This window comes from Streptomyces africanus, from assembly GCF_030816955.1.
GTDB classification, from domain to species: domain Bacteria; phylum Actinomycetota; class Actinomycetes; order Streptomycetales; family Streptomycetaceae; genus Streptomyces; species Streptomyces africanus.
This window is the reverse complement of sequence record NZ_JAUSYP010000001.1, coordinates 5,503,967-5,528,054: the sequence shown is the minus strand read 5'-3', so window position 1 is coordinate 5,528,054 and position 24,088 is coordinate 5,503,967. Positions and strand designations below refer to the sequence as shown.

21 protein-coding genes and 2 pseudogenes are annotated in these 24,088 nt (G+C 71.1%); 8 read left to right on the top strand and 15 right to left on the bottom strand.

Going from position 1 to position 24,088, the window contains the following annotated elements; translation table 11 throughout:
- The first annotated feature begins 61 nt into the window (after positions 1–61).
- Both QF034_RS25770 and QF034_RS25765 read left to right on the top strand, forming a co-directional pair.
- Positions 62–646, top strand: coding sequence for a VanZ family protein (locus tag QF034_RS25770; RefSeq protein ID WP_307177162.1), 585 nt, complete (start codon positions 62–64; stop codon positions 644–646).
- 62 nt (positions 647–708) lie between these two features.
- Positions 709–921 carry a PspC domain-containing protein gene (locus tag QF034_RS25765; RefSeq protein ID WP_086558956.1) on the top strand — a complete coding sequence of 71 codons (213 nt, stop codon included), beginning with the start codon at positions 709–711 and terminating at the stop codon, positions 919–921.
- An 82-nt stretch (positions 922–1,003) separates the two neighbouring features.
- Here QF034_RS25765 and QF034_RS25760 read toward each other — a convergent pair whose 3' ends face one another.
- Both QF034_RS25760 and QF034_RS25755 read right to left on the bottom strand, forming a co-directional pair.
- A complete protein-coding gene (locus tag QF034_RS25760) occupies positions 1,004–1,330 on the bottom strand; it encodes an ATP-binding protein (protein ID WP_307177161.1) in 327 nt (108 codons plus the stop codon).
- A 141-nt stretch (positions 1,331–1,471) separates the two neighbouring features.
- Positions 1,472–2,629 (bottom strand): adenosine deaminase, encoded by a 1,158-nt coding sequence (locus tag QF034_RS25755; protein WP_307177160.1) that lies wholly within the window; start codon positions 2,627–2,629, stop codon positions 1,472–1,474.
- Between the two features lie 123 nt (positions 2,630–2,752).
- On the opposite strand from QF034_RS25755, the gene QF034_RS25750 reads away from it, so the two are divergent.
- Positions 2,753–3,511: an alpha/beta hydrolase gene (locus QF034_RS25750; protein WP_307177159.1), complete on the top strand. Its 759-nt coding sequence runs from the start codon at positions 2,753–2,755 to the stop codon at positions 3,509–3,511.
- A 68-nt stretch (positions 3,512–3,579) separates the two neighbouring features.
- On the opposite strand, the gene QF034_RS25745 is transcribed toward QF034_RS25750, so the two are convergent.
- Positions 3,580–4,542, bottom strand: coding sequence for a LysR family transcriptional regulator (locus tag QF034_RS25745; RefSeq protein WP_307177158.1), 963 nt, complete (start codon positions 4,540–4,542; stop codon positions 3,580–3,582).
- Between the two features lie 63 nt (positions 4,543–4,605).
- On the opposite strand from QF034_RS25745, the gene QF034_RS25740 reads away from it, so the two are divergent.
- The 3 genes and pseudogenes from QF034_RS25740 (at position 4,606) to QF034_RS25730 (ending at position 8,288) form a co-directional block, all read left to right on the top strand.
- Complete coding sequence (locus tag QF034_RS25740; protein WP_307177157.1) at positions 4,606–5,877, top strand: MFS transporter; 1,272 nt, start codon at positions 4,606–4,608, stop codon at positions 5,875–5,877.
- Between the two features lie 101 nt (positions 5,878–5,978).
- A pseudogene (dnaN, locus tag QF034_RS25735) lies at positions 5,979–7,152 on the top strand (DNA polymerase III subunit beta).
- Between the two features lie 119 nt (positions 7,153–7,271).
- Positions 7,272–8,288, top strand: a complete 1,017-nt coding sequence (locus QF034_RS25730; RefSeq protein WP_307177156.1) for a sigma-70 family RNA polymerase sigma factor — start codon at positions 7,272–7,274, stop codon at positions 8,286–8,288.
- Here the strand turns inward: QF034_RS25730 and QF034_RS25725 are convergent.
- Positions 8,172–8,558, bottom strand: a complete 387-nt coding sequence (locus QF034_RS25725; protein WP_307177155.1) for an STAS domain-containing protein — start codon at positions 8,556–8,558, stop codon at positions 8,172–8,174. The genes QF034_RS25730 and QF034_RS25725 overlap by 117 nt on opposite strands.
- 136 nt (positions 8,559–8,694) lie before the next feature.
- Between QF034_RS25725 and QF034_RS25720 the strand changes: the two genes are divergently transcribed.
- The gene (locus QF034_RS25720) at positions 8,695–9,615 is read left to right on the top strand and encodes an AEC family transporter (RefSeq protein ID WP_307177154.1); all 921 of its coding nucleotides are present in this window, start codon (positions 8,695–8,697) and stop codon (positions 9,613–9,615) included.
- 1 nt (position 9,616) lies between these two features.
- Here QF034_RS25720 and QF034_RS25715 read toward each other — a convergent pair whose 3' ends face one another.
- The 9 genes from QF034_RS25715 to QF034_RS25675 all read right to left on the bottom strand — a co-directional run bounded on the left by QF034_RS25715 (position 9,617) and on the right by QF034_RS25675 (position 20,254).
- On the bottom strand, positions 9,617–10,210 hold the full coding sequence (locus QF034_RS25715; RefSeq protein WP_307177153.1) for a Uma2 family endonuclease: 594 nt from the start codon (positions 10,208–10,210) through the stop codon (positions 9,617–9,619).
- A 96-nt stretch (positions 10,211–10,306) separates the two neighbouring features.
- Positions 10,307–11,584: a thymidine phosphorylase gene (locus QF034_RS25710; protein ID WP_307179972.1), complete on the bottom strand. Its 1,278-nt coding sequence runs from the start codon at positions 11,582–11,584 to the stop codon at positions 10,307–10,309.
- A 92-nt stretch (positions 11,585–11,676) separates the two neighbouring features.
- Complete coding sequence (locus tag QF034_RS25705) at positions 11,677–12,081, bottom strand: cytidine deaminase (protein ID WP_307177152.1); 405 nt, start codon at positions 12,079–12,081, stop codon at positions 11,677–11,679.
- Entirely contained in the window at positions 12,078–13,343 is a 1,266-nt protein-coding gene (locus QF034_RS25700; RefSeq protein WP_307177151.1) for an ABC transporter permease, read from the bottom strand. The genes QF034_RS25705 and QF034_RS25700 overlap by 4 nt, the downstream gene beginning before the upstream one ends.
- A complete protein-coding gene (locus tag QF034_RS25695) occupies positions 13,340–14,461 on the bottom strand; it encodes an ABC transporter permease (RefSeq protein WP_307177150.1) in 1,122 nt (373 codons plus the stop codon). The genes QF034_RS25700 and QF034_RS25695 overlap by 4 nt, the downstream gene beginning before the upstream one ends.
- Positions 14,461–16,032, bottom strand: coding sequence for an ABC transporter ATP-binding protein (locus QF034_RS25690; RefSeq protein WP_307177149.1), 1,572 nt, complete (start codon positions 16,030–16,032; stop codon positions 14,461–14,463). The genes QF034_RS25695 and QF034_RS25690 overlap by 1 nt, the downstream gene beginning before the upstream one ends.
- Positions 16,033–16,243: 211 nt before the next feature.
- Positions 16,244–17,290, bottom strand: a complete 1,047-nt coding sequence (locus QF034_RS25685) for a BMP family lipoprotein (protein ID WP_307177148.1) — start codon at positions 17,288–17,290, stop codon at positions 16,244–16,246.
- 303 nt (positions 17,291–17,593) lie between these two features.
- On the bottom strand, positions 17,594–18,634 hold the full coding sequence (locus tag QF034_RS25680) for a BMP family lipoprotein (RefSeq protein ID WP_307177147.1): 1,041 nt from the start codon (positions 18,632–18,634) through the stop codon (positions 17,594–17,596).
- Between the two features lie 387 nt (positions 18,635–19,021).
- Positions 19,022–20,254 carry a M20 family metallopeptidase gene (locus QF034_RS25675; RefSeq protein WP_307179971.1) on the bottom strand — a complete coding sequence of 411 codons (1,233 nt, stop codon included), beginning with the start codon at positions 20,252–20,254 and terminating at the stop codon, positions 19,022–19,024.
- A 300-nt stretch (positions 20,255–20,554) separates the two neighbouring features.
- Between QF034_RS25675 and QF034_RS25670 the strand changes: the two genes are divergently transcribed.
- Positions 20,555–21,235, top strand: coding sequence for a class I SAM-dependent DNA methyltransferase (locus QF034_RS25670; RefSeq protein ID WP_307177146.1), 681 nt, complete (start codon positions 20,555–20,557; stop codon positions 21,233–21,235).
- Between the two features lie 804 nt (positions 21,236–22,039).
- On the opposite strand, the pseudogene QF034_RS25665 reads toward QF034_RS25670, so the two are convergent.
- Together QF034_RS25665 and QF034_RS25660 are read right to left on the bottom strand one after the other, a co-directional pair.
- A pseudogene (locus QF034_RS25665) lies at positions 22,040–23,098 on the bottom strand (ferritin family protein); the annotation flags it as partial.
- A 48-nt stretch (positions 23,099–23,146) separates the two neighbouring features.
- On the bottom strand, positions 23,147–24,085 hold the full coding sequence (locus QF034_RS25660; RefSeq protein WP_307177145.1) for an N-acetylneuraminate synthase family protein: 939 nt from the start codon (positions 24,083–24,085) through the stop codon (positions 23,147–23,149).
- Positions 24,086–24,088 lie beyond the last annotated feature (3 nt).

Genomic DNA, 24,088 nt, shown 5'->3' with positions numbered 1-24,088 from the left:
TCACAGGCCAACCGGGGTCCATCCCGGAACCGATCCTGCCGGAGGCCGCGTCTTGGGGGGCGTGCAGCGTCAAGGCTCCATCGGCGGCAGCGCCGCGTTCCGCATCCGTGTGACAGGAGGTGTCCTCCTCGTCGCACATCTCGTGTTCGTCGCCTGGCTCACGCTGCGGCCGCTGGACGTGCCCTGGGTGATGCCGGCCAATCTGCGGCCGTTCGACGGCATCCGGGCCGATCTCGCCCTGGGCTGGCCCGAGGCGGCCCGGCGGATCTGCGAGGGGCTGGCCCTGCTCGCCCCGCTGGGCGTGCTGCTGCCGATGGCGAGCGGCAGACTGGTCGTCTCGCCGCTGGCGTCCCTGCTCAACACCGTCACGGCCGGGGCCCTGCTGTCGCTGGGCATCGAGCTGCTCCAGACCGGCGTCCCCGGTCAGGTCGTCGACGTCGACTCGCTGTTTTTGAACACCGCGGGCGTGGCCCTCGCGCATCTCGCGCTCGTCCCCGCCGGCCGCTCCTGGCTGCGCCGCCGCAGCACCGCGCGCCCGCCGCGTACGCCCCTCCCCCCGGAGGAGCCGGCTCAGGGTCGGACCCCGACGATTCCCAGGGTCGGGATCGCCCCGTGGAGCGACGCTTTGCCCCCTTCGTCTCCGTAGCGTGGAGTGCAGATGGGGTACTCGGACGAGAGGCCTCACGACACCTTACGAAGGAGCCGCACATGTCACGCCTCGCCCGCCCCACCCACGGCCGCATGATCGGCGGAGTGTGCGCCGCGCTGGCACGGCGCTTCGGCACCTCCGCGACGACGATGCGGGTGATCTTCCTGGTCTCGTGCCTGCTGCCCGGCCCGCAGTTCCTGCTGTACATCGCGCTGTGGATCCTGCTGCCGTCGGAGGACAAGGTGCAGAACAAGGCACAGACTGCCTGGTAGCCACCCGTTGCGGAAACGCCGATGGGGCGCACCCTGTGTCCAGGGGTGCGCCCCATCGGTGTGTGTCCGCCGGGGCGGGGGGTCAGGCGCCCGGAAGGCCGTTCACCGGGAGCCCGCCGAGCAGCCCCGCGGCCGGGCCGGTCGGGCCCTGGGCGAGCGCCTGCCCGGCGACCGGCTGGGCGGCGGCGAGACCGGTACCCGCCAGGGTCTGCCCCTGGCCCACCGCCTCGGCCGAGCCCGCCGGCAGCGCCTGGGAGAGCTGCTCCGCCGGGAGCGCCTGGGTGACGGTCTCCAGCGCCTGGGCGGTGTCCGGGACGGCCGGGGCGGCGTTGGCGGCGCCCGCACCGGTGGCGGCGAAGGCGGCACCGAGAGCGGCGACACCGAGGGACTTGGCAGCAGACTGCTTCATGAAAATGCGTCCTCGTAATGGGATGACGGGGTGGGTGAGCGGTCCCGCGACCGTAATCACGCGGCGCCGTCCGCCGCAAACATCGAAATGCGGACGGCTTGTGAACACCGCCCGCATTACCTGTGTGCCGAGGACTCTCGGTCAGCCCTCCGAAGGCGAAGAACCGCTGGTGGAGGCGGCCTGCCGGAACAGCCATTCGGATTTCAACTCGGCATATCCGGGCTTGATCACGTCATTGATCATGGCCAGTCGTTCATCGAAAGGAATGAATGCTGATTTCATCGCATTGACGGAGAACCACTGCATGTCGTCGAGCGTGTAACCGAACGCCTCGACAAGGTGCTCGAATTCCCGGGTCATGCTGGTATGCGACATAAGACGGTTGTCCGTGTTGACCGTGGCACGGAAATGCAGCCTGCGCAGCAGCCCGATGGGGTGCTCGGCGTACGAGGCCGCCGCCCCGGTCTGGAGGTTGGAGCTCGGGCACAGCTCCAGCGGGATGCGCTTGTCCCGGACGTACGAGGCGAGCCGCCCGAGTTCGACGCTGCCGTCCTCGTGGACCTGGATGTCGTCGATGATCCGCACCCCGTGCCCGAGCCGGTCGGCGCCGCACCACTGGAGGGCCTGCCAGATGGACGGCAGCCCGAAGGCCTCGCCGGCGTGGATGGTGAAGTGGTTGTTCTCGCGCTTGAGGTACTCGAAGGCGTCCAGGTGCCGGGTGGGCGGGTAGCCGGCCTCGGCGCCCGCGATGTCGAAGCCGACGACGCCCAGGTCCCGGTACCGGTTGGCGAGTTCGGCGATCTCCAGGGCGCGGGCCGCGTGCCGCATGGCGGTGAGCAGGGCGCCGACACGGATGCGAAGGCCCTTCTCCCGGGCGCGGCGCTCCCCCTCCCGGAAGCCCTCGTTGACGGCCTCGACGACCTCTTCGAGGCTCAGACCGCCTTCGAGGTGCTGCTCGGGGGCGTAGCGCACCTCGGCGTAGACGACGCCGTCCTCGGCGAGGTCCTCGGCGCACTCGGCGGCTACCCGCACCAGGGCGTCGCGGGTCTGCATGACGCCGACGGTGTGGGAGAAGGTCTCCAAGTACCGTTCCAGGGAACCGGAGTCGGCGGCCTCGCGGAACCAGACGCCCAGCTTCTCCGGGTCGGTCTCGGGGAGCTGGGAATAGCCGGTCGCGTGGGCGAGCTCGACGATCGTGGCCGGGCGCAGCCCGCCGTCGAGGTGGTCGTGCAGCAGGACCTTGGGCGCCCGGTGGATCTGGTCCGGTGTCGGGGTGTTCGCGATGGTCTGGCTCGTCATTTCCGCACTCTAACTCCTACGCGCGTAGATGGCGCGTTCCCGGCTCCTTTACGTTTTCGTCGATACGTAACGGTGACCGCAAGGACGGGTCGCGTACACCCGCGCTTCTGACACTGTTCTGTCATGGCACACCAACCGACGCCGGTGCGCAGGGCCCGGCTGGGCAGGACATTCGGTCCGGAGCCGTCGGCGGTCAGCGGCGTGGTGCTGCTGCTCCCCGGCGGTGACGAGGTCTCCGGCCGCAGGCCGTCCCCCCTGGTGGCGACCGCCTCCGTACGCGCCCTGGGGCGCCGCCTGGCCCGCGCGGGCCGGGACGAGGGTCTCGTCACGCACGTGGTGCACTACCGCTACCGCGGCTGGAACGGCGGTGAGGCCAACCTCGCGGCCGACGCGGCCTGGGCGGCCGACGAGGTCGTACGGCGTTACGGAGACGTTCCCGTCTGCCTCGCCGGCATCGGCATGGGCGGCAGGGCCGGACTGCGGGCGGGTGGTCACGAGGCCGTCAACTCCGTGCTGGCGCTCGCCCCTTGGCTGCCGGAGGAGGACGTGGCCGGGCCACCCGAACCGGTGAAGCAGCTGGTGGGGCGGCAGGTGCTGATCGTGCACGGCACGAACGACGGGCGGACGGATCCCGAGTTGTCGTTCCGGCTGGCGGCGCGGGCGAAGAAGGCGAACCGGGATGTGTGCCGGTTCGAAGTGCACGCGGACGGGCACGGGTTGCATCAGTACCGGGACGAAGTGCTGGCGTTGGCCGAGGACTTCGTGATGGGGGCGTTGTTCGGGCGGGCTGTGTCGCGGCCCGTGCGGGATGCGCTGGCCGCGCCGCCGCCGTTGGGGTTGCGGATGCCGTTGGCTGCGGGGTTCAGTCCTTCCAGGCGGTAGCGCCGCGAGGGTGGTTGTCGATTGGCCTGTGCGGGGTCGCTGTGGCTTGTCGCGCAGTTCCCCGCGCCCTAGGTCGGCAACAAGCTGCCTCTTCTTGAGAGGAGGAACCTTTTGAAGGCTGCTACCGGGGGTGTGTCGGGGTGGCCTTCCAGCCAGGCCACGCCGATTTCGCGGGCCGCTCGGGGGGCCGTGACCGTCAGTTCGACCACTCCGGGGCGCGGGACTGCCGGTGGGGGCAGGAGGGCGACTCCGAGGCCCGCTGCCACCAGGCCTCTCAGGGTTTCCGCCTCCTCGCCCTCGAAGGCGATGCGGGGCTTGAAGCCGGCCTCCTGGCAGAGGTCGTCGGTGATGCGGCGGAGGCCGTAGCCGGGTTCCAGGGTGACGAACATTTCGTCCGCGGCCTCGGCGAGGCGGATGCGGCGGCGGCCCGCGAGGGAGTGGTCCGCGGGGACGACGAGGCGGAGCTTCTGTTCGTCGAGGCGGCGGGCGACCAGGTCGGGGGCGTCGGGGACGGGGGACGTCAGGCACAGGTCCAGTTCGCCGGCGCGGAGGCGTTCGAGCATGGCCTCGCCGTAGTTCTGGACGAGGCTGAAGCGGACGCGCGGATGGTCGGCGCGGAAGGCCTGGAGGAGGCCCGGGACCGTCTCGGCGCCCATGGTGTGCAGGAAGCCGAAGGCGACCTTGCCGGTGGCGGGGTCGGCGTCGGCCCGCACCTCCTCGGCGGCGCGCTCGACCTCGGCCAGGGCGCGTTCCACGGAGGCGAGGAAGGTGCGGCCGGCCGGGGTGAGGGAGACCGTGCGGCCGTGGCGGGCGAAGAGGTCGACGCCCAGGTCCTGCTCCAGGCGGGCCATGGACCGGGAGAGGGTCGACTGGGGGACGTTCATCTCCTGGGCGGCGCGGGTGACGTGCTCGGTGCGGGCGACGCCGGCGAAGTACGCGAGGCGGGGCGCCAGCACCTTGGACATCTCCGCCATGTCTTCTGTGTCACTGGACGGTGACAGCCGAGCCGCTGAACTGTGTTGATGCGCCATGGGAACGATTATGGCAGTTCCATGCATTGGACGGATCAGTGCGCGCGTACGTAGTTTCGAGGCATGTCTCCCGCCAGTACCGGGGCGTCCACCATCGTGGGCGCCGATGCCTCTGTCCCCGCAGCCGACGCACGCATGTCCCCGGGCGGACCCGGCTACCGCCGGATGAGCCTCGCCCTCTTCCTCGCGGGTGTCGCGACCTTCGCGCTGCTGTACTCCACGCAGGCGCTGCTCCCGCTGATCTCCGGCGAGTTCGGGGTGGCGGCGAGCGACGCGAGCTGGACGGTGGCCGCCGCGACGGGCGGGCTGGCGCTGTTCGTGCTGCCGATGAGCGCCCTGTCGGAGCGCTTCGGACGGCGTACGGTCATGACGGCCTCGCTGGCCGTGGCGGTGACCGTCGGACTGCTGGTGCCCTTCGCCCCGTCGCTGGGTGTCCTGGTCGTGCTGCGGGCGCTCCAGGGCGCGGCCCTGGCCGGGCTGCCGGCGTCGGCGACGGCGTACCTCGCGGAGGAGGTCAGCCCCAAGGCGCTGGTCACCGCGATCGGACTGTTCGTCGCGGGCAACAGCGTCGGCGGGATGAGCGGCCGGGTCATCACCGGCTGGGTCGCCCAGGAGTGGGGCTGGCGGGTCGCCGTCGGGGTGATCGGCGCGATCGCCGTGGCGTGCGCGGTGGCCTTCCGGCTGCTGCTCCCCGCCCCGAAGAACTTCAGGACCGGTTCGCTGCGGCCGCGTGTCCTGGCCCGGACGGCCCGTGACCACCTGTCGAACCCGCTGCTGTGCCGGCTGTACGCGATCGGCGCGCTGTTCATGACGGTGTTCGGCGGGGTGTACACGGTCATCGGCTACCGGCTGACCGAGGCGCCGTTCTCGCTGCCGCAGGGCATCATCGGCTCGATCTTCCTGGTGTACCTCGTCGGTACGGTGTCGGCGTCGACGGCCGGCCGGCTGGTGGGCCGGCTGGGCCGCCGGGGCGCGCTGTACGCGGGCGGCGGTACGACGGCGGCCGGTCTGCTGCTGTCCCTGGCCGGCTCCCTCCCGTTGGTCCTGCTGGGCCTGGTCCTCATCACGGCGGGCTTCTTCGCGGGCCACGCGGTGGCCTCCTCGGCGGTCAGCAAGACGGCCACGACCGGGCGCGCGCAGGCCTCGGCGCTCTACCAGTCGGCCTACTACGTCGGCTCCAGCGCGGGCAGCACGGTCGGCGCGATCGCCTTCCACGCGGGCGGCTGGGCAGGGACGGTCGGGGTCGGGCTGCTGGCGGTCCTGGGCGTCGTGACGATCACGGTGTTCGGGACGCGGGCGGCGCGGACGCAGCGGCGGCTGACCACGGCCGCCTGAGGCTCGACACCGGACTGTTCCCCCTGGTCGGGGCCGGTTGTCAGTGGGCGCGGATAACGTCCGCGTCTGCTGACCACCGGATTCGACCAGGGGGATTTTTCATGGAGTTCCGCATCGACCGTACGGCGTTCGCCGAGGCCGTGAGCCGGGCGGTACGCGGCGCTGCCCGCGCGGACGCCGGTGCCGGTGCTGGGCGGGCTGCTGCTGGAGGCGGACGCGGGACGGCTGGCCGTGACGGGGTTCGACTTCGAGGCGGCGGTACGGGTGGAGGCCGACGCCGAGGTCGCGGTGCCCGGGCGGGTGCTCGTCCCGGGGCGGCGGCTGCTGGACGTCTGCCGGGTGCTGCCGGACGGGCCGGTGAGCTGCGCGCTGGAGGCCTCGCGGTTCACGGTGGAGGCGGGCGGTACGCGGTTCGGGCTGTCGACGCTGCCCCTCGCCGAGTACCCGGCCCTGCCGGCGCCGCCCGCGCCGTACGGCACGGTGGACGGCGCCGCGTTCGCGACCGCCGTCGCCCAGGTCGCGGTGGCGGCCGGGCGCGACGACACACTGCCTCTCCTGACGGGCGTCCAACTGCGCATGGACGGCGGGGAGATGACACTGGCCGCTTCGGACCGCTACCGGTACGCCGTGCGGCGGCTGGAGTGGCAGCCGGGGGCGGCGGCCGAGGGAGTGGTGGACGCGTTGCTGCCCGCGCGGCGCCTGCTGGACGTCGCGCGGTCGCTGGGCCGCGGCGGGGACGTGCTGATCGGGTGGGACCCGGCCGGGGGCGGCGGGCTGATCGGCTTCGAGGGCGGGCGGACGCGGACGGCGCTGCGGCTCCTGGACGGGCGGCTGCCGACGTACAGATCGCTGTTCGACATGGCGGGGGCCGCGGTCGCCGAGGTCGAGTGCCAGAGTCTCGCGGAGGCCGTGCGGCGGGTCGCGGTGGTGGCGGAGGCGAACAGTCCCGTGCTGCTGGACTTCTCGTCCGACGGGTCGGTCATGCTCCGCGCCGGCTACGGCGACGACGTGGCCGCCCAGCGCCTGCCGGCCACGCTGACCGGCGCCGACGAGATGCCGGTGGCCTTCAACCCGGCCTATCTGCTGGACGCGCTGACGTCCTTCGAGAGCCCGCGCGTACGGCTGGAGCTGCTGGGGGCGGGGCAGCGGGCGCTGCTGCACGCGGTGGCGGACGGCGGGGCCGCCGAGGTGGCGGGCGAGGGAGCGGCCGAGGCGGCCGGGAAGACGGCCGGGGAGCACCGGCATCTGCTGATGTCGGTGAAACAGCTGGTGTGAAGCACTGCTCCTGCCTGCGTTCTTGTGCGCTCGGGGGGCCGTTGTCAGTGGGCTGCGGTAGCTTCCGAAGTGCTGGACGCGATGGCGCGTGACAGAAATTCCACAGGGGTGGGTGGACGATGACGAACAGCACGGCGACACCGACAGACCTGGACACCAGGCTGGAAGCACACCGCACCGAGCTGACGGGGTACTGCTACCGGATGCTCGGCTCCTCCTTCGAGGCCGAGGACGCGGTGCAGGACACGATGGTCCGCGCCTGGCGCAGCTACGACAAGTTCGAGGGCCGCTCCAGCCTCCGCTCCTGGCTCTACCGCATCGCGACCAACGTGTGCCTGGACATGCTGACCGCGGGCAACAAGCGCGCCCGGCCCATGGACCTCACCGAATCCACCCCCCTCGCGCAGGCGGCCCTCTCCCCCCGCCCGGACAACACCTGGCTGGAGCCCATGCCGGACGCCCGCGTGCTGCCCATGACCAGCGACCCGGCGGAGGCGGCGATAGCCAAGGAGTCCGTGCGGCTCGCCTTCATGGCCGCCCTGCAGAAGCTGCCGGCCAAGCAGCGGGCCGTGTTGATCCTGCGCGAAGTGCTGGCCTGGAAGGCCAGTGAGGTCGCCGAGCTGCTGGACACCTCGGTGGCGTCGGTCAACAGCGCCCTCCAGCGGGCCCGCGCCACCCTGGCCGAGCGGCAGGAGCCGGGCGCCGAAGCGGCCGTCTCCGACCCTCTGGACGAGGACCAGCAGAAGCTGCTGGACCGCTATGTCGCGGCCTTCGAGGGCTACGACATGACGGCGCTGACCGCCCTGCTGCACGAGGACGCGGTCATGACGATGCCGCCGTTCGACCTGTGGCTGACCGGCGTCGGCGACATCACGGGCTTCATGACGACGCTCGGCGCGCCCTGCGCGGGCTCCCGGCTGGTGCCGGTCCAGGTCAACGGCCTGCCGGGGTTCGCCCAGTACAAGCCGGACCCGGAGAAGGGCGGCTTCTCGCCGTGGGCGGTCCAGGTGCTGGAGATCTCAGACGGCCGGATCACCGGGTTCCACTGCTTCCTCGACACCCAGCGCTGGTTCCCGCTCTTCGACCTGCCCCTCCACCTCGAAGCGGAGACCGACCAGGTCCAGGAGGGCGCGTAGGGCCGGATCGGGGTCGCGCAGCCGTATCCGGCCCCCGGCCCGCCGGGCGGCCAGCTGGAGCCGCGCGAGCAGGTCGACGGCGGCGAGCCCCGGCGGCCCGAGGCCCCCGACATCGCACACCACGACCCGGGCACGGCTGGTGCGCAGCAGTGCCCTCACGTCGTCGCTCAGTCCGCTCACCTCGTCCCGGGCGACGGGACCGGGGAGCACGAGTACGGGGGGTGTCGTGGCATCCACAATCGGTAGACCGGGCGGGCGGCGGTAACTCATCGCGGCTGTCCGTCCTGTCGGGGCCGTAAGGATCACATTGACCTCGGTACGGCCTTCCCCGGAGGGTTGGCTGTATGCCCCATGCATCTGCCCCTGCCGCGCTGTCCGATGCACGTGTCGCCGGTGAGGGGGCCTCGTGCAGGGGGTGCTGAGCGGCTTCGCGGTCATCGCGGTCGTCATCGGGGTCGGGTATCTGATCGGCCGCCGGGGATATCTGGGCGACGGCGGGCGCGAGGTCCTGACGAAGCTGGCCTTCCACGTGGCGTCTCCCGCCCTGCTCTTCACGACGCTCGCCCAGGCCGACCTGTCGGTGATCTTCTCCGACCGGCTGCTGGTCACGGCGATGAGTACGGCAGTGGCGGCGGGTGTCTTCGTGGCGGTGGGTGCCGCGCGCGGCTGGGGTGCGGGCCGGACGACGATCGGCGCGCTGTGCTCCAGCTACGTCAATTCGGGCAACCTCGGCATCCCGATCGCTGTGTACGTGCTGGGCGACGCGTCACTGGTCGCGCCGGTGCTGCTGTTCCAGCTGGTGGGCGTCACGCCGGTGGCGCTGACGGTCCTGGACCTGGCGAGCGGCGGGGAGAAGCGGCCTCTGTGGCAGCGACTGCTCACGCCGCTGCGCAATCCCATAGCCCTGGGCTCCCTGGCCGGTGTGGCGGCGTCGGCGTCGGGCCTGACGGTGCCGGGCCCTTTGTTGGACCCCCTGACCCTCATCGGCAACATGTCGGTCCCGGCGGTCCTCCTGGCCTTCGGCATCTCCCTGCGCGGCAGCACACTCCCGCTGCGCGGCGCGGAACGGGCCCCGGTCCTCCTCGCCGTGACCCTCAAGGCGGTCGTCCAGCCCCTGGTCGCCTGGGCGCTGGCAGCGGGCGTCTTCGGCCTGCAGGGGGCCTTGCTGCTCGACGTGGTGGTGACCTCGGCGCTTCCGGCGGCGCAGAACCTGTTCACGTACGCGAGCAGCTATCGGGTGGGGGAGGTGCTGGCGAGGGAGGCGATCCTGTTGTCGACGGTGGTGTCGGTGCCGGTTCTGGTGGTGGTGGCGGCGGTGTTGGGGTGACTCAGTTCTCGGGGAACTCGCCGGTGTCGAGCTCGAGGCCGAAGGGCTCCGGCAGTGTGATGCGTTCTCCGAACTTGCCTGCCTGCAGAACCCGGTAGACGTCCCTTTGCGGTTCGCCGTAAAGCGTGATGGTGGGGCCGCCAGGAGCCCAGCCGTCGATGAGCAGATACAGCGGAACACCAGCCTGGGCGTAACCTGCGGCCTTCTTGATCCGGTCGTGGGCCGCATTTGACTTGGACGTGATCTCGACGATGAGTTCAGCGGCAGCCGCTGGGATGAAGTTACCGCCCTCGTCACGCAGCACCTGCCTGGGGGCGACTGCGAGATCAGGGATGTAGAGCCCGTCACGAGACGGGACCGCCGTACCCAGCGTCTGGTAGATGCCCCAATGCCTGGGGATGACCTCGTACAGGGCTCGCTGAACCAGGTCAGCGATGTCGTTGTGGGCATTGGACGGCGGTGGTGCCACGGTGACGATCCCCTCAATGATCTCCACCTTGCAGCCCTCGGGCGCGTCCGTCTCCTGCCAGATCCGAACGAGGTCGTCCCACTCGTGGCCGTTGGCCGTCGAGTGGTCGACGGTGAGTGCGCTCATGGCGGTTCTCCAATCAGTGCGTCACCGATCCCAGCATGCCGAACGGGACTGGTGCGGGTCCACCAGTCCCGTTCACCCGAACGAGAAAACCCCAGCTCAGGCGATACGTTCCAACACCACCGGCGACGCCGTGAAGGCCGTCCCCGGCGCCGCGATGTCGTACGAGCCCTCGACCGCGTCCAGCGCGTACTCGAAGCGTTCCGGCGTGTCCGTGTGGAGGGTCAGGAGAGGCTGGCCCTCCGTCACCATGTCGCCCGGCTTGGCGTGCATCTCGACGCCCGCGCCCGCCTGCACCGGGTCCTCCTTGCGGGCGCGGCCCGCGCCCAGGCGCCAGGCCCCGACGCCGATGTCGTAGGCGTCGAGGCGGGTGAGGACGCCCGAGGACGGGGCCTTGATCACGTGCTGTTCGCGAGCCACCGGAAGCGCCGCGTCCGGGTCGCCGCCCTGGGCCGTGATCATGCGGCGCCAGACGTCCATCGCCGAGCCGTCGGCCAGGGCCTTCGCCGGGTCGGCGCCGCTGATGCCCGCCGCGTCGAGCATCTCGCGGGCCAGGGCGATCGTCAGCTCGACCACGTCCGCCGGGCCGCCGCCCGCCAGGACCTCCAGCGACTCGCGGACCTCCAGCGCGTTGCCGGCCGTCAGGCCGAGCGGGGTCGACATGTCGGTGAGCAGCGCGACCGTCTTCACGCCGTGGTCGGTGCCGAGGCCGACCATGGTGGAGGCCAGCTCGCGCGCGTCCTCGATGGTCTTCATGAAGGCGCCCGTGCCGACCTTCACGTCCAGGACCAGCGAGCCCGTGCCCTCCGCGATCTTCTTCGACATGATCGAGGAGGCGATCAGCGGGATCGCCTCGACCGTGCCCGTGACGTCGCGCAGGGCGTAGAGCTTCTTGTCGGCCGGGGCCAGGCCGTCGCCCGCCGCGCAGATCACCGCGCCGGTGCCGTCCAGGACGGACAGCATCTCCTCGTTCGACAGGAGCGCGCGCCAGCCGGGGATCGACTCCAGCTTGTCCAGCGTGCCGCCCGTGTGGCCGAGGCCGCGGCCCGAGAGCTGCGGGACAGCGGCGCCGCAGGCGGCGACCAGGGGGGCCAGCGGGAGGGTGATCTTGTCGCCGACGCCGCCGGTGGAGTGCTTGTCGGCCGTCGGGCGGGACAGGGACGAGAAGTCCATGCGCTCCCCGGAGGCGATCATCGCGGCCGTCCAGCGGGCGATCTCACGCCGGTTCATGCCGTTGAGCAGGATGGCCATCGCGAGGGCCGACATCTGCTCGTCGGCCACCTCCCCGCGGGTGTACGCGTCGATGACCCAGTCGATCTGCTCGTCGCTGAGTTCGCCGCGGTCCCGCTTGGTGCGGATGACGGAGATGGCGTCCATGGCCATGGCTTGGGCTTCCTTCCGAGGGTTCCAGAAGCCGTACGGCCCCCCTGAGCCGGTCGCGTGAGCAACTCAGAGGGGCCGCACGGAAGTTACTTGCCGAGGTGGTCCGGGCCGAAGGCCTGGGGCAGCATCTGAGACAGCGGCAGGATGCCCGCCGGGGTCTCCAGCAGCAGGTCCGGGCCGCCGAACTCGTGCAGCAGCTGGCGGCAGCGGCCGCACGGGACGAGCGTCTCGCCGTCGCGGTCGACGCAGGTGAAGTGCGTCAGCCGGCCGCCGCCGGTGTTGTGCAGCTCGGACACCAGGCCGCACTCGGCGCACAGTCCGAGCCCGTACGAGGCGTTCTCCACGTTGCAGCCGGAGATGATCCGGCCGTCGTCGACCAGGGCCGCCACGCCTACCGGGTAACCGGAGTACGGGGCGTACGCCCGGGACATGGCGTCCCGGGCCACCGCGCGCAGCTTCTCCCAGTCGACGGCCGGGCCGGCGCCGGTCACTTGCCCTGCCCCTTCCGGTACGGCAGCCCGTCCGCCTTCGGCATGCGCAGCCGCTGGGCGGACAGCGCGAGGACGACCAGGGTGATGACGTACGGCGTGGCGGAGACGACCTGGTTCGGGACCTCGTTGGTGGTCGCGTACCAGGCGAACACCAGGCCGCCGACGACCAGGGTGATCACGGCCTGGAGGTACTTCTTGCGGACCACCAGCCAGACGGCGCCGATGAGCAGCAGAAGTGCGCCGAGCAGCAGCAGGGCGTGGACGTTGGCCGAGCCGCCGCGCAGGTTGAGGCTGTCGGTGTAGCCGAACAGGCCCGCGCCGAGGGCGAGTCCGCCGGGCATCCAGTTACCGAAGATCATCGCGGCGAGACCGATGTAGCCGCGGCCGCTGACCTGGCCCTCCAGGTAGAAGGGGTTCGCGACGATCGACAGGAAGACACCGCCGAGGCCGGCCAGACCACCGGAGATGATCACGGCGATGTACTTGTACTTGTAGACGTTGACGCCGAGGGACTCGGCGGCGACCGGGTTCTCGCCGCAGGAGCGCAGCCGCAGTCCGAACGCGGTGCGCCACAGGATCCACCAGGTGCCGGGGATCAGCGCGACGGCGATCAGGGTCAGCCAGGAGACGTTGGTGACCAGGCCGCCGAGCAGTCCGGCGATGTCGGAGATGAGGAACCAGCCCTGGTTGTTGAGATCCCTGAGCGCGTCGGACAGGCCCGGCACGGTGAAGTTGCCGAGGGAGTCCACCGCCGGGGACTGCTTGGCGGAACCGCCCGTGCGGCCCTCGAAGGCAAGGGGTGCGAGGTAGCGGGTGACGCCGAGGGCCAGGATGTTGATGGCCACACCGGAGACGATGTGGTTGACGTTGAAGGTGACGGTCACGAAGGCGTGCAGCAGGCCGCCGATCGCGCCGCCCGCGATGCCCACCAGGACACCGGTCCACGGGCCCCACTGGAAGCCCGCCCAGGCGCCGAACCAGGTGCCGAGGATCATCATGCCCTCGAGGCCGATGTTGACCACGCCCGCCCGCTCGGCCCACAGGCCGCCGAGACCGGCGAGGCCGATCGGCACGGCGAGCTGGAGCGCGGTGGACATCTGGCTGACGTTGGTGATGCCGTCGGCGCCGGTGATGAGGCGGACGATCGAGGTGAGCGCCAGTCCGCCGGCGATGATCAGCAGCAGGACGGGCCACGACAGGCGGCGGCCGGTCGGCGCCGCGGGCTGCAGCGTGGGCTGGTTGAGGTCGGTCGCGGTGGTCATCGGCCAGCCACCTCCTTCGTGGTGTCGGTGTTGCCGAGGACGTGTCCGGCGGCCAGTTCGGCGCCGACCCGGCGCTGCTGGCGGCGCAGGCCCCACTCGCGGACGGCCTCGTAGGAGACGACGACGGAGAGCACGATCAAGCCCTGCATGATGACCGCGATCTCCTTGTCGTAGCCGTGGAAGTCCAGCTCGGGCGAGGCCTTGTCGAGCCAGGCCCACAGCAGGGCGGCGAAGGCGATGCCCACGGGGCTGTTGCGGCCGAGCAGGGCGATGCCGATGCCGAGGAAGCCGATGCCCGTGGGGAAGTTCAGGCTGTAGGTGTGGGTGTCGCCGAGCAGGATCGGCAGGCCGGCGAGGCCCGCGATGCCGCCGGAGATCAGCATGGCGCTGAGCACCATGCGCTTGGGGTCCACGCCGCTGGCCGCGGCGGCGGTCTGCGAGGCACCGGAGGCGCGCAGGTCGAAGCCGAAGCGGGTGCGGTTGAGGACGATCCAGTAGCCGATGCCGAGGAGGACGGCCAGCAGCACCAGGCCGTAGATCTCGCCGGCCGCGCCCATGCCGATGCCGGGGATCCAGCCGGACTCGTGCATCTCGCCGGTGGTGTTGTTGTTGCCGACCTTCACGCCGAAGACGTTCGGCAGCCACAGGTAGGCGATCACGGAGGTGGCGATCGCGTTGAGCATGATCGTGGCGACGACCTCGCTGACGCCGCGGGTGACCTTGAGGACACCGGCGATGCCCGCCCAGAAGGCGCCGGTGAGGACGGCGGTCAGGAGCAGCAGCGGGACCTGGAGGGCGGCCGGCAGGGCGACGTGGGCGCCGACGACCGCGGCCAGCATCGCGCCGAGCTGGTACTGGCCGTCGACGCCGATGTTGAACAGGTTCATCCGGAAGCCGATGGCCACCGCGAGTGCCGCGATGTAGTACATCGACGCCTGGTTGATGATCAGGACCTGGATGTCGGAGAAGCTCAGCTGCTCGAACATCAGGGCGAACGGCTCGACGGGGCTCTTGCCCGACGCGACCAGCACGATCGCGCTCAGGACGAAGGCCACGGCGAGCGCGATGACCGGTCCGGCCACCGCGAGGAGCACGCGCTCCCTGTCGAACTTCTTCATCAGCGGGCCTCGTCTTCCGGAGACTCGGGGGCGTCGGCCTTCGAGATCTCGGGGGTCTCTTCGTGCGCGAGGTGGCCGGTGGCGGCACCGGTCATGGCCGAGCCGAGCTCCTCGGGCGTGATGGTGGCCGGGTCGGCGTCCGCGACCAGCTTGCCGTTGTAGATCACGCGCAGTGTGTCGGACAGGCCGATGAGCTCGTCCAGGTCGGCGGAGATCAGCAGGACGGCCAGGCCCTCCCGGCGGGCCTCGCGGATGTGGTCCCAGATGGCGGCCTGGGCGCCGACGTCCACACCCCGGGTGGGGTGCGCGGCGATCAGGAAGCGCGGCTTGTGGCTCATCTCGCGGCCGACGATCAGCTTCTGCTGGTTGCCGCCGGAGAGGGAGGCGGCGGTGACGTCGATGCCGGGGGTGCGGACGTCGTACTCCGTGACGATCCGCCGGGTGTCCTCCTGGGCCGCCTTCGGGTCCAGCCAGACGCCCTTGGCGAGCGGCTTCTCGGTGACGTGGCCGAGGATGCGGTTCTCCCAGAGGGGTGCCTCCAGGAGCAGGCCGTGGCGGTGACGGTCCTCGGGGATGTAGCCGATGCCCTGCTCGCGGCGCCTGCGGGTGGGCCAGGCGGTGATCTCCTCGTCGGCGAGCCGGATGGTGCCGGAGTCGGGGGACCGCAGGCCGATGAGCGCGTCGACCAGCTCGGTCTGGCCGTTGCCCTCGACACCGGCGATGCCGAGGACCTCGCCCTCGTGGATGGTGAAGCTGATGTCGTCGAGGAGGGCCTTGCCGCCGGGGGCGGCCAGACGGACCTGGTCGACGCTGATGACCGGGCGGTCGGTGACCGTGGACTCGGCCGTCTCGGGCGTGGGCAGCTCGCTGCCGACCATCATCTCGGCGAGCTGACGGGGCGTCGTCTCGGCGGGGACGGCCGTGCCGACGGTGGTGCCGCGGCGGATGACCGTGATCTCGTCGGCGACGGAGAGCACCTCGCCGAGCTTGTGCGAGATGAAGATGACCGACAGGCCCTCGGAGCGCAGTTCGCGCAGGTTGGCGAAGAGGGCGTCGACCTCCTGCGGGACGAGCACGGCGGTCGGCTCGTCCAGGATGAGGGTGCGGGCGCCGCGGTAGAGGACCTTGAGGATCTCCACGCGCTGGCGGGCGGCGACGCCGAGCTCCTCGACCAGGAGGTCGGGCCTGACGTCGAGGCCGTAGCGCTCGGAGAGCTCCTGGATCTTGCGGCGGGCCTTGGCGCCGATGCCGTAGAGCTTCTCGCTGCCGAGGACGACGTTCTCGAGGACCGTGAGGTTGTCGGCGAGCATGAAGTGCTGGTGGACCATGCCGATGCCGCGGACGATGGCGTCGGCCGGCGACGAGAAGCTGACCTGCTCGCCGTCGACGGCGATGGTGCCCTCGTCCGGCTTCTGCATGCCGTAGAGGATCTTCATCAGCGTCGACTTGCCGGCGCCGTTCTCGCCGACGAGGGCGTGCACGGTGCCCTTGCGGACGCTGAGGTGGATGTCGTGGTTGGCCACGACGCCCGGGAAACGCTTAGTGATCCCGGCGAGCTCGACGGCGGTCACCGATTCCTTGACCGCCGCTCCGGCCGGAGGGCTGCTGGACGCGTTGATGGCGCACTCTCCTGGGGACGGGGGCCGTCTACGCGCGTAGCGCCCCTACGGCATACAAAGGGGCCGACGCACCGCGACAACGGGGTACGAGGAGCAGCCTCCCCGTACCCCGTCGAGCGGACGTAACCCCGGGGGTTACCGCCTGCTTCGAGGCAGTCGGTCGTCAGCTGCTCTTGACCTTGATCTCGCCGCTGATGATCTTCTCCTTGGCCGTCTTGATGGCTTCCTGAAGCTCGGCGTCGTCCGCGAACTTCGGGTTGGAGTCCGACAGGCTCACCTCGCCGGTCTTCAGATCGCCACGAACGATACCGGTCTCGGGCTTGCCGTCCTCGACCGACTTCGCCAGGTTGTACACCGCCTTGGCGACGTCCTTCATCGCCGAGGTCAGGATGAAGTCCTTGTACTTGGCGAGGGCCTCCTGCTTGTACTGGTCGGAGTCCACGCCGATGGCCCACACCTTCTTGGCGGCGGCGGCCTCGATGACGCCCTGGCCGGACAGGCCGGCGGCCGCGTAGACGACGTCGGCCTTCTTCTCGATCTGGCCCTCGGCAGCCGTCTTGCCCTTGTCGGGGCTGGAGAAACCACCCTCCTCGGCCGTCTGCGTCAGGTACTGCGACAGGACCTTCGCCTTCGGGTTCGTGTCCTTGACGCCCTGCTGGAAGCCCGCCTGGAACTTGTGGATCAGCGGGATGTCCACACCGCCGACGAAGCCGACGACGTTCGACTTGGTGCTCTTGGCGGCGGCGACACCGGCCAGGTACGAGGCCTGCTCCTCGCTGAAGACGAGGTCGGCGACGTTCTTGGAGTTGATCGTGGCGTCGTCGACGATGCCGAAGGTGGTCTTCGGGAACTTCTCCGCAGCGCCCTTGACGGCCGCGGCGTACGCGTAGCCGACGCCGATGACCGGGTTGTAGCCCTGCTTGGCCAGCGAGACCAGGCGCTGTTCCTTGTCGGCGTCCGTCTCGCCCTCGGTGGGCTCCAGGTCGGCCGTCTGGTACCCGAACTCCTTCTTCGCCTGCTCCAGGCCCGCGTACGCGGCGTCGTTGAAGGACTGGTCGCCCTTGCCGCCGACGTCGTACGCGATGGCGAGGCCCTTGTTCCCCTTCGAGTCCGACGACCCGGAGGTCGAGGTGCTGCCACAGGCGGAGAGGGCGAGGGCCAGGGAGGCGGTCGCTGCGCCTGCGACCGTGATCCGGGAAATCCGGCGCATGTGTGGGTGCTCCTGTCGTACTACCGGGGCCGCATAGCGCCGGGACGGTTCAGCTTCGGCGCTGGCTTCGCCGCAGATTAACGCGCGTAGACCTGCCTGAAAACCCCTTCTGTCCACCTTGTTATGCGCCCGTGGCCAAGCCATCACCGCGCCTTGGCCGGGGCGTTGCCGACTGCGAACGGAGGGTGGCGCTGGGTGATCCGGGGGCCCGGCGCGGCCCGGAAACGCCCGGGAACGGCAGAGCGGGCGGGCACCCGGGGTGCCCGCCCGCTCCGACGGCCTCACGGCCGGACAGCTGGAGGCCTACTCGGTCTTGACCTTGATCGAGCCGTTGTCGATGCCTTCCTTGGCCTTGTTCACCGCGTCCTTGAGCCCGGGGATCTTGGCGTACTCCGGGTTGGTCTCGGAGAGGCCGACGCCGTTGACCTTCAGGTCGAAGGTCTGGACGCCCGTCAGGGGCTTGTCGTCGTGGACGGACTTGGCCAGCGCGTAGACCGCGCCGCCGACGTCCTTGAGGGCGGAGGTGAGGATGTAGTTCTTGTACGGGGCGAGGGCGGCCTGCTTGTACTGGTCGGAGTCGACACCGATCGCCCAGACCTTCGCCTTGGCGGCGGCCTCGATCACGCCCTGGCCGGACAGGCCGGCGGCCGCGTAGAGCACGTCGGCCTTCTTCTCGATCTGGCCCTCGGCGGCGGCCTTGCCCTTGTCGGGGCTGGAGAAGCCGCCCTCCTCGGCCGTCTGCGTGAGGTACTGCGACAGGACCTTCACCTTGGGGTTGGTGTCCTGCACGCCCTGCTTGTAGCCGGCCTCGAACTTGTGGATCAGCGGGACGTCGACACCGCCCACGAAGCCGACGATGTCCGACTTCGTGGCCTTGGCGGCGGTGACACCGGCGAGGTACGAGGCCTGCTCCTCGGCGAAGACGAGGGAGGCGACGTTCTTGCCCTCGACCACGGAGTCGACGATGCCGAAGGTGGTGTCCGGGTACTTGGACGCCACGGCCTTCATCGCCGGGCCGTAGGCGAACCCGACGCCGATGACCGGGTTGTAGCCCTGCTTGGCCAGCGAGGCCAGGCGCTGTTCCTTGTCCGCGTCGGTCTCGCCCTCGGTGGGCTCGATGTCGGCGGTCTTGTAGCCGTACTCGTCCTTGGCCTTGGTCAGGCCGGCGTAGGCGGCGTCGTTGAAGGACTGGTCGCCCTTGCCGCCGACGTCGTACGCGATGGCGAGGCCGCGGTCCTTGTTGTCACTGCCACTGTCACCGCTGGTGCCGCCACACGCCGTGGCGACGAGCCCGAGCGACGCGACCCCCACCGCGACGCGGGTCAGTTTGGAAATCCGACGCATCGTGAAGTTCCCCATTCTCCAAAAGCCCCGCAGTGGGTGCCCGGTTCGGCGCACATTAACGCGCGTAGACACTCCTGGGAACGGTTCGCCGCGGGGCCGTTATCCATTCGTGCCGATGGCCGGTTACGTCCTTGTGAACCACGGGATCGAACGGGGTCGAAAGGTGTACTCGGGCACACGGCGCATGCCTGCTGGTCACGCGCACAAGGCTGCCGTGGGGCTGTGCCGGGCGCAACCTGAGACGCCGCCGGGGTGGCCGGGGCCCGGGGTGGTTGTCGCCGGGGCCCCGCATCCGCGTGCGGCGCCGTCGTGGCGGTTCGCGCAGTTCCCCGCGCCCCCAAGAAGGTGGCTTCAGCCGCGCCCGGTTCCCGGCACCGCCACGACGGACTAGCGCAGGCCGTCGACCAGGGCCGCGGCAGTGAACAGCTCCACTCCGACCGTGATGGCCGACTCGTCCACGTCGAAGTCGCCCTGGTGGAGGTCGCGCACCTGGCGTTCGCCGGGGGTGCGTACGCCCAGGCGGGCCATCGCGCCGGGGACGTGTTCCAGGTACCAGGAGAAGTCCTCGCCGCCGAGGCTCTGCTCCGTGCCGACGACCGAGTCGACGCCGCGTCGGGCGATCATGGCGTCGCGCAGCAGCTCCGTCACGCCGGGCTCGTTGACGACGGGCGGGACGCCGCGGACGTAGTTGATCTCCGACTTGGCGCGGTACAGGTTGGCGATCTCGTCGATCGCGGCGACCACGGCGTCGGGAGCCTGCCGCCACGCCTCGATGTCGAGGCACCGCACCGTGCCGGAGAGTTCGGCGTGCTGCGGGATGACGTTGGGCGCGTGCCCGGACTCCACGCGGCCCCAGGTGATGGCGATCCCGCTCCGACTGTCGAAGCGCCGGCCGACCAGGGCGGGGACGTCGGTGACCACGCGGGCGGCGGCGGTGACCAGGTCGGTCGTGAGGTGGGGGCGTGCGGTGTGCCCGCCCGGGCCGTTCAGGGCGATCTCCAGCCGGTCGCAGGCCGAGGTGATGGGGCCCTCCCGGAGTCCGACCTGCCCCGCGTCCACCCGGGGGTCGCAGTGCACGGCGATGATCGCGCCGACGCCTTCCAGCGCCCCGCACTTGATGACGTCGGCTGCACCGCCGGGCAGGACCTCCTCGGCGGGCTGGAAGATCAGCCGGACGGGGCGGGGCAGCAGGCCCTGCTTGTGCAGCTCCGCGAGGACGAGCCCCGCGCCGAGGACGACCGTGGTGTGCACGTCGTGGCCGCAGGCGTGCGCGCGGTCGGGCACGGTCGAGCGGTACGGGCACTCGCTCTTCATGTCGGGGATGGGCAGGCCGTCGATGTCGGCCCGCATGGCGAGCATGCTGGGGCCCCCGTCCCACTGCTCGCCCTCCACGCCGATGTCACAGACGAGTCCCGTCCCGACGGCGAGGACGCGCGGCTTGAGGCCGGCCCTCTCCAGCCGCTCCTTGATCGCGGCTGTCGTACGGAACTCCTGGTTGCCCAGCTCCGGGTGCATGTGCAGGTCGCGTCGGAACGCGATGAGCTCGGCGCGCAGAGCGTCGGGCAGCGCACCGGGAAGTACGGCTCCCCCGGGAAGATCGACCTCGGACTCCAGTGACATCAATTGCTTCACCCTCTGAAGGGTAGGGCGCCAGGGCGGTCGGCTGACCCTCGATCAACAAAACTTCAACCCGTTAGGGGCAGAAAATATGACCGCCGAACGTATAGCTATCAAGCGAGATGGGTAAACTCGCCCGCCTTTAGGGCCGAGCCGGTCACCACGACCCACAGAGTGTGACTTCGACCACACCTGCGCCACGGCACCGTTATCCATCCATCCTCCTCCACGGATACCACGCCCTGCGCGGGGAACACGGCCTTGTTCGTCTGGCGGACGCCCGGCCCCGATAGTGTGCGCCCCGTGCGCGCCGACAGCCCCGAGTTCGTCCAGTCCGCCCAGGCCTCGTACGACGCCATCGCCGAGGACTACGCCGCCGGGTTCCCGGACAGTCTCGCCGGGAGGCCACTGGAGCGGGCCCTCCTCACCGCCTTCGTCGATCTGGTGCGTGCCCCCGGGGCGCCGGTGCAGCCGCCGGTCGCCGACATCGGCAGCGGACCCGGGTACGTGGCCGCTCGGCTGCACGACCTGGGCCTGCCGGTGTTCGGGGTGGACATCTCACCCCGCATGGTGGCCCTGGCCCGCCGGGCGCACCCCCGGCTGCGGTTCCACGTCGGCTCGATGACGGAGCTGGACCTGCCGGACGAGACGCTCGGCGGCATCGTCGCGCTGTACTCGATCATCCATGTGCCGGACGAGCATCTGCCCTCGGTCTTCGCCGGGTTCCACCGCGTCCTGGTGCCGGGCGCGCCGGTACTGCTCGGCTTCCAGTCGGGTGCCGAGGACGGCCGTGCGCATCTCGCCGAGCGCTTCGGACGGGAGATCTCGCTCGACTACTACTGGCGCACGCCGGAGACCGTCGCGGCGCGGCTCAGGGAGGCGGGCCTGGAGCTCTACGCCCGTGTACTGCGGGAGGCCGTGGGCGAGGAGCAGCGTCCCCGGGCGTTCCTGCTGGCCCGCAAGCCGGCTCCTGCCGGGGTGTGAGCCCTGCGTGAGCCCACCGGTGCGTGTGCCGCCGCCGCGGGGCTTCGGCCTGTCGACGTCGCCGGTCCCGGCGCCATGGCGCCTCCACGTCCGCGAGGGCGCCGGTCCCGTGGGCCTGTCGGCGGCTCTGGCGCTGCGGGCGCACGGTCTTGCGGTGCCTCCTTGAACCGCCGGCCGCCGAGCCGCTGAGCCGCCTGGCAGTCCGCTGACCCGGTCGACCCCGCCGGCTCTCGAGGCGCCTCCGGCACCTCAGCCGGCAGCCACCGCACCCGCCGCGCCGGCCGGGCCGGGGACACCTGCCGAGCTCACCGTCCCGGCCGAGCCGGCCATGCCCGCCGAGCCCCCGGCAGCCGCCGAACCCCTCGGTCCCCCAGGACCGGCCGTACTCGCCGGACCCCCCGCCCCGGCCGAGCCCGTCGTGCCCGTGACACTTCCAGGACCGGCCGGACCCGCCGGACCCGCCGGACCCCCGGCAGCCGCCGAACCCCTCGGTCCCCCAGGACCGGCCATGCTCGCCGGACCCCCCGCCCCGGCCGAGCCCGTCGTGCCCGTGACACTTCCAGGACCGGCCGGACCCGCCGGACCAGCCGGGCCCCCGGCAGTCGCCGAGCCCCTCGGTCCCCCAGGACCCGCCGTACTCGCCGGACCCCCCGCCCCGGCCGAGCCCGTCGTGCCCGTGACACTCCCAGGACCTGCCGGACCCGCCGGACCCGCCGGGCCCCCGGCAGCCGTCGAGCCCCTCGGTCCCACCGGACCGGCCGTGCTCGCCGGATCCTCCTGGTCCTCCACTCCCGCCTCCTCCGCCGCCCCCACCGCAGACACCCGACGCACATCCCGCGCCGTCCCCGTCACCCCCGACAGGAAGCCCTGGGCGCGAGGGGAGGCGTGGTCGGTCAACCAGGACGGGTCGATGTCGCAGACCGCGACGCGGACCTCCGTGCCGGAGAGGGCGAGGGGGAGGGTGTGGACGACCGTGGAGGGGAAGCTGAGGATCGTACGGCCGATGGGGCCGCGTCGGGCGATCAGTTCGAGGGGGAGTTCGGGGCGGACGATCTCCAGGCCCGTCTCGACCGCGAGCCGGTGGAGCTTGTCCGTGCTCTCGCGGCGGTGGGCGAAGTAGCGCGTCGCGCCATGCGCCTCGGCCAGGGCACGCACGGCCTCCAGGTAGCGGCCGTCGTCCACCACCCCCGTCTCCACCAGGGACGTGCCCACCATGTCCGCGCCCTTGGTGATGCGGGGCGGGCCGAAGCGGGACCGGGTCCAGGCGAAGGTGTTGGCGTTGACCGTCACGCCCGCCGGGGTCTGGTCCATCGGCATGGAGGAGAAGATCTCGACCTGGCGCCTCTCCCCCGGGGTCAGACGGCGGCGGGCCGACGCCGACACCGGCGCGAAGATCAGGTCGCGCGGGCCGGGACGGCCGCCCTTGCGGTGCCAGCGCACCAGCCGCTCGCCCCGGGCCAGCTGGCCGACGAACTCCATGGTCGCCGTGCCGTCGTCGACGACGACCAGGTCACGGGCCCGGGTGATCGTCAGCAGCAGCTGCACGTAGCGGGAGAAGGGGTCCCCCAGCACGATCCGGCGTGCCGTGCGGAGCAGGCCGGCCAGGCCGCCGATGGTCTGGAAGGGCGCCAGGGGCCCGCCGCGCGCTTCCTCCCAGCGGACCTCGTGCCCCTCGTCGCGGGCCAGGTCGGACATCCGCCGCAACTGGCCGCGCGTCATCGGGTCGACGGGCGACAGCACCACGAGGGTGAGCCCCACGCCGGGCGCATGCGCGTGCGCCCACTCCAGCACGTTCAGCAGCTGTACCGGACTCTCGACGAACGCGAGAGTGTGGGGGCCGGCGTTCCCGGCGCGGGGGCTCATCGACGTACGACCGTCCCGTCGTAAGGGGTTGTGGGGGGGGTGCTGCGCTCAGACGCCTACCGGCTCGCCCGCGGCGTCGGCGATCTCCGCCTCGGCGACCACACCGGCGACGCGGCGCAGCTTCTTCATCGGGGCCAGCTCGGACTCGTAGACCTTCTTCACGCCGTCGCCCAGGGAGGCCTCGATCGTGCGGATGTCGCGGACGAGGCGGGTGAGGCCCTGCGGCTCCACGGAGGCGGCCTGGTCCGAGCCCCACATGGCGCGGTCGAGGGTGATGTGACGCTCGACGAACACCGCGCCCAGCGCGACGGCGGCCAGTGTGGTCTGCAGGCCCGTCTCGTGGCCGGAGTAGCCGATCGGGACGTTCGGGTACTCCTGCTGGAGCGTGTTGATGACGCGCAGGTTGAGCTCCTCGGCCTTGGCCGGGTAGGTCGACGTGGCGTGGCACATCAGGATGTTGTCGGAGCCGAGGACCTCGACCGCGTGGCGGATCTGCTTCGGGGTCGACATGCCGGTGGAGAGGATCACCGCGCGGCCGGTGGAGCGCAGGGCGCTCAGCAGCTCGTCGTCGGTGAGGGAGGCGGAGGCGACCTTGTGGGCGGGGAGGTCGAACTTCTCCAGGAAGGCGACGGCCTCGGTGTCCCACGGGGAGGCGAACCAGTCGATGTTCTTCGACTTGCAGTAGTCGTCGATGGCGCGGTACTCGTCCTCGCCGAACTCCACGCGGTGGCGGTAGTCGATGTAGGTCATCCGGCCCCAGGGCGTGTCGCGCTCGATGTCCCACTGGTCGCGCGGGGTGCAGATCTCCGGGGTGCGCTTCTGGAACTTCACCGCGTCGCAGCCGGCCTCGGCGGCGGCGTCGATCAGCTTGAAGGCGTTCTCGAGTTCGCCGTTGTGGTTGATGCCGATCTCACCGCAGACGTAGACCGGGCGGCCCGGGCCGACCTCGCGCGAACCGAACCGGCGGATACGGGAGTTGGTGCTCATGGC

Excerpts from the sequence above, each read along its gene's own strand:
- QF034_RS25765 (WP_086558956.1), top strand. The coding sequence starts at position 709 with ATGTCACGCCTCGCCCGCCCCACCCACGGCCGCATGATCGGCGGAGTG.
- QF034_RS25760 (WP_307177161.1), bottom strand. The coding sequence starts at position 1,330 with ATGAAGCAGTCTGCTGCCAAGTCCCTCGGTGTCGCCGCTCTCGGTGCC.
- QF034_RS25755 (WP_307177160.1), bottom strand. The coding sequence starts at position 2,629 with ATGACGAGCCAGACCATCGCGAACACCCCGACACCGGACCAGATCCAC.
- QF034_RS25750 (WP_307177159.1), top strand. The coding sequence starts at position 2,753 with ATGGCACACCAACCGACGCCGGTGCGCAGGGCCCGGCTGGGCAGGACA.
- QF034_RS25745 (WP_307177158.1), bottom strand. The coding sequence starts at position 4,542 with ATGGCGCATCAACACAGTTCAGCGGCTCGGCTGTCACCGTCCAGTGAC.
- QF034_RS25740 (WP_307177157.1), top strand. The coding sequence starts at position 4,606 with ATGTCTCCCGCCAGTACCGGGGCGTCCACCATCGTGGGCGCCGATGCC.
- QF034_RS25730 (WP_307177156.1), top strand. The coding sequence starts at position 7,272 with ATGACGAACAGCACGGCGACACCGACAGACCTGGACACCAGGCTGGAA.
- QF034_RS25725 (WP_307177155.1), bottom strand. The coding sequence starts at position 8,558 with ATGAGTTACCGCCGCCCGCCCGGTCTACCGATTGTGGATGCCACGACA.
- QF034_RS25715 (WP_307177153.1), bottom strand. The coding sequence starts at position 10,210 with ATGAGCGCACTCACCGTCGACCACTCGACGGCCAACGGCCACGAGTGG.
- QF034_RS25710 (WP_307179972.1), bottom strand. The coding sequence starts at position 11,584 with ATGGACGCCATCTCCGTCATCCGCACCAAGCGGGACCGCGGCGAACTC.
- QF034_RS25700 (WP_307177151.1), bottom strand. The coding sequence starts at position 13,343 with ATGACCACCGCGACCGACCTCAACCAGCCCACGCTGCAGCCCGCGGCG.
- QF034_RS25695 (WP_307177150.1), bottom strand. The coding sequence starts at position 14,461 with ATGAAGAAGTTCGACAGGGAGCGCGTGCTCCTCGCGGTGGCCGGACCG.
- QF034_RS25685 (WP_307177148.1), bottom strand. The coding sequence starts at position 17,290 with ATGCGCCGGATTTCCCGGATCACGGTCGCAGGCGCAGCGACCGCCTCC.
- QF034_RS25680 (WP_307177147.1), bottom strand. The coding sequence starts at position 18,634 with ATGCGTCGGATTTCCAAACTGACCCGCGTCGCGGTGGGGGTCGCGTCG.
- QF034_RS25675 (WP_307179971.1), bottom strand. The coding sequence starts at position 20,254 with ATGTCACTGGAGTCCGAGGTCGATCTTCCCGGGGGAGCCGTACTTCCC.
- QF034_RS25660 (WP_307177145.1), bottom strand. The coding sequence starts at position 24,085 with ATGAGCACCAACTCCCGTATCCGCCGGTTCGGTTCGCGCGAGGTCGGC.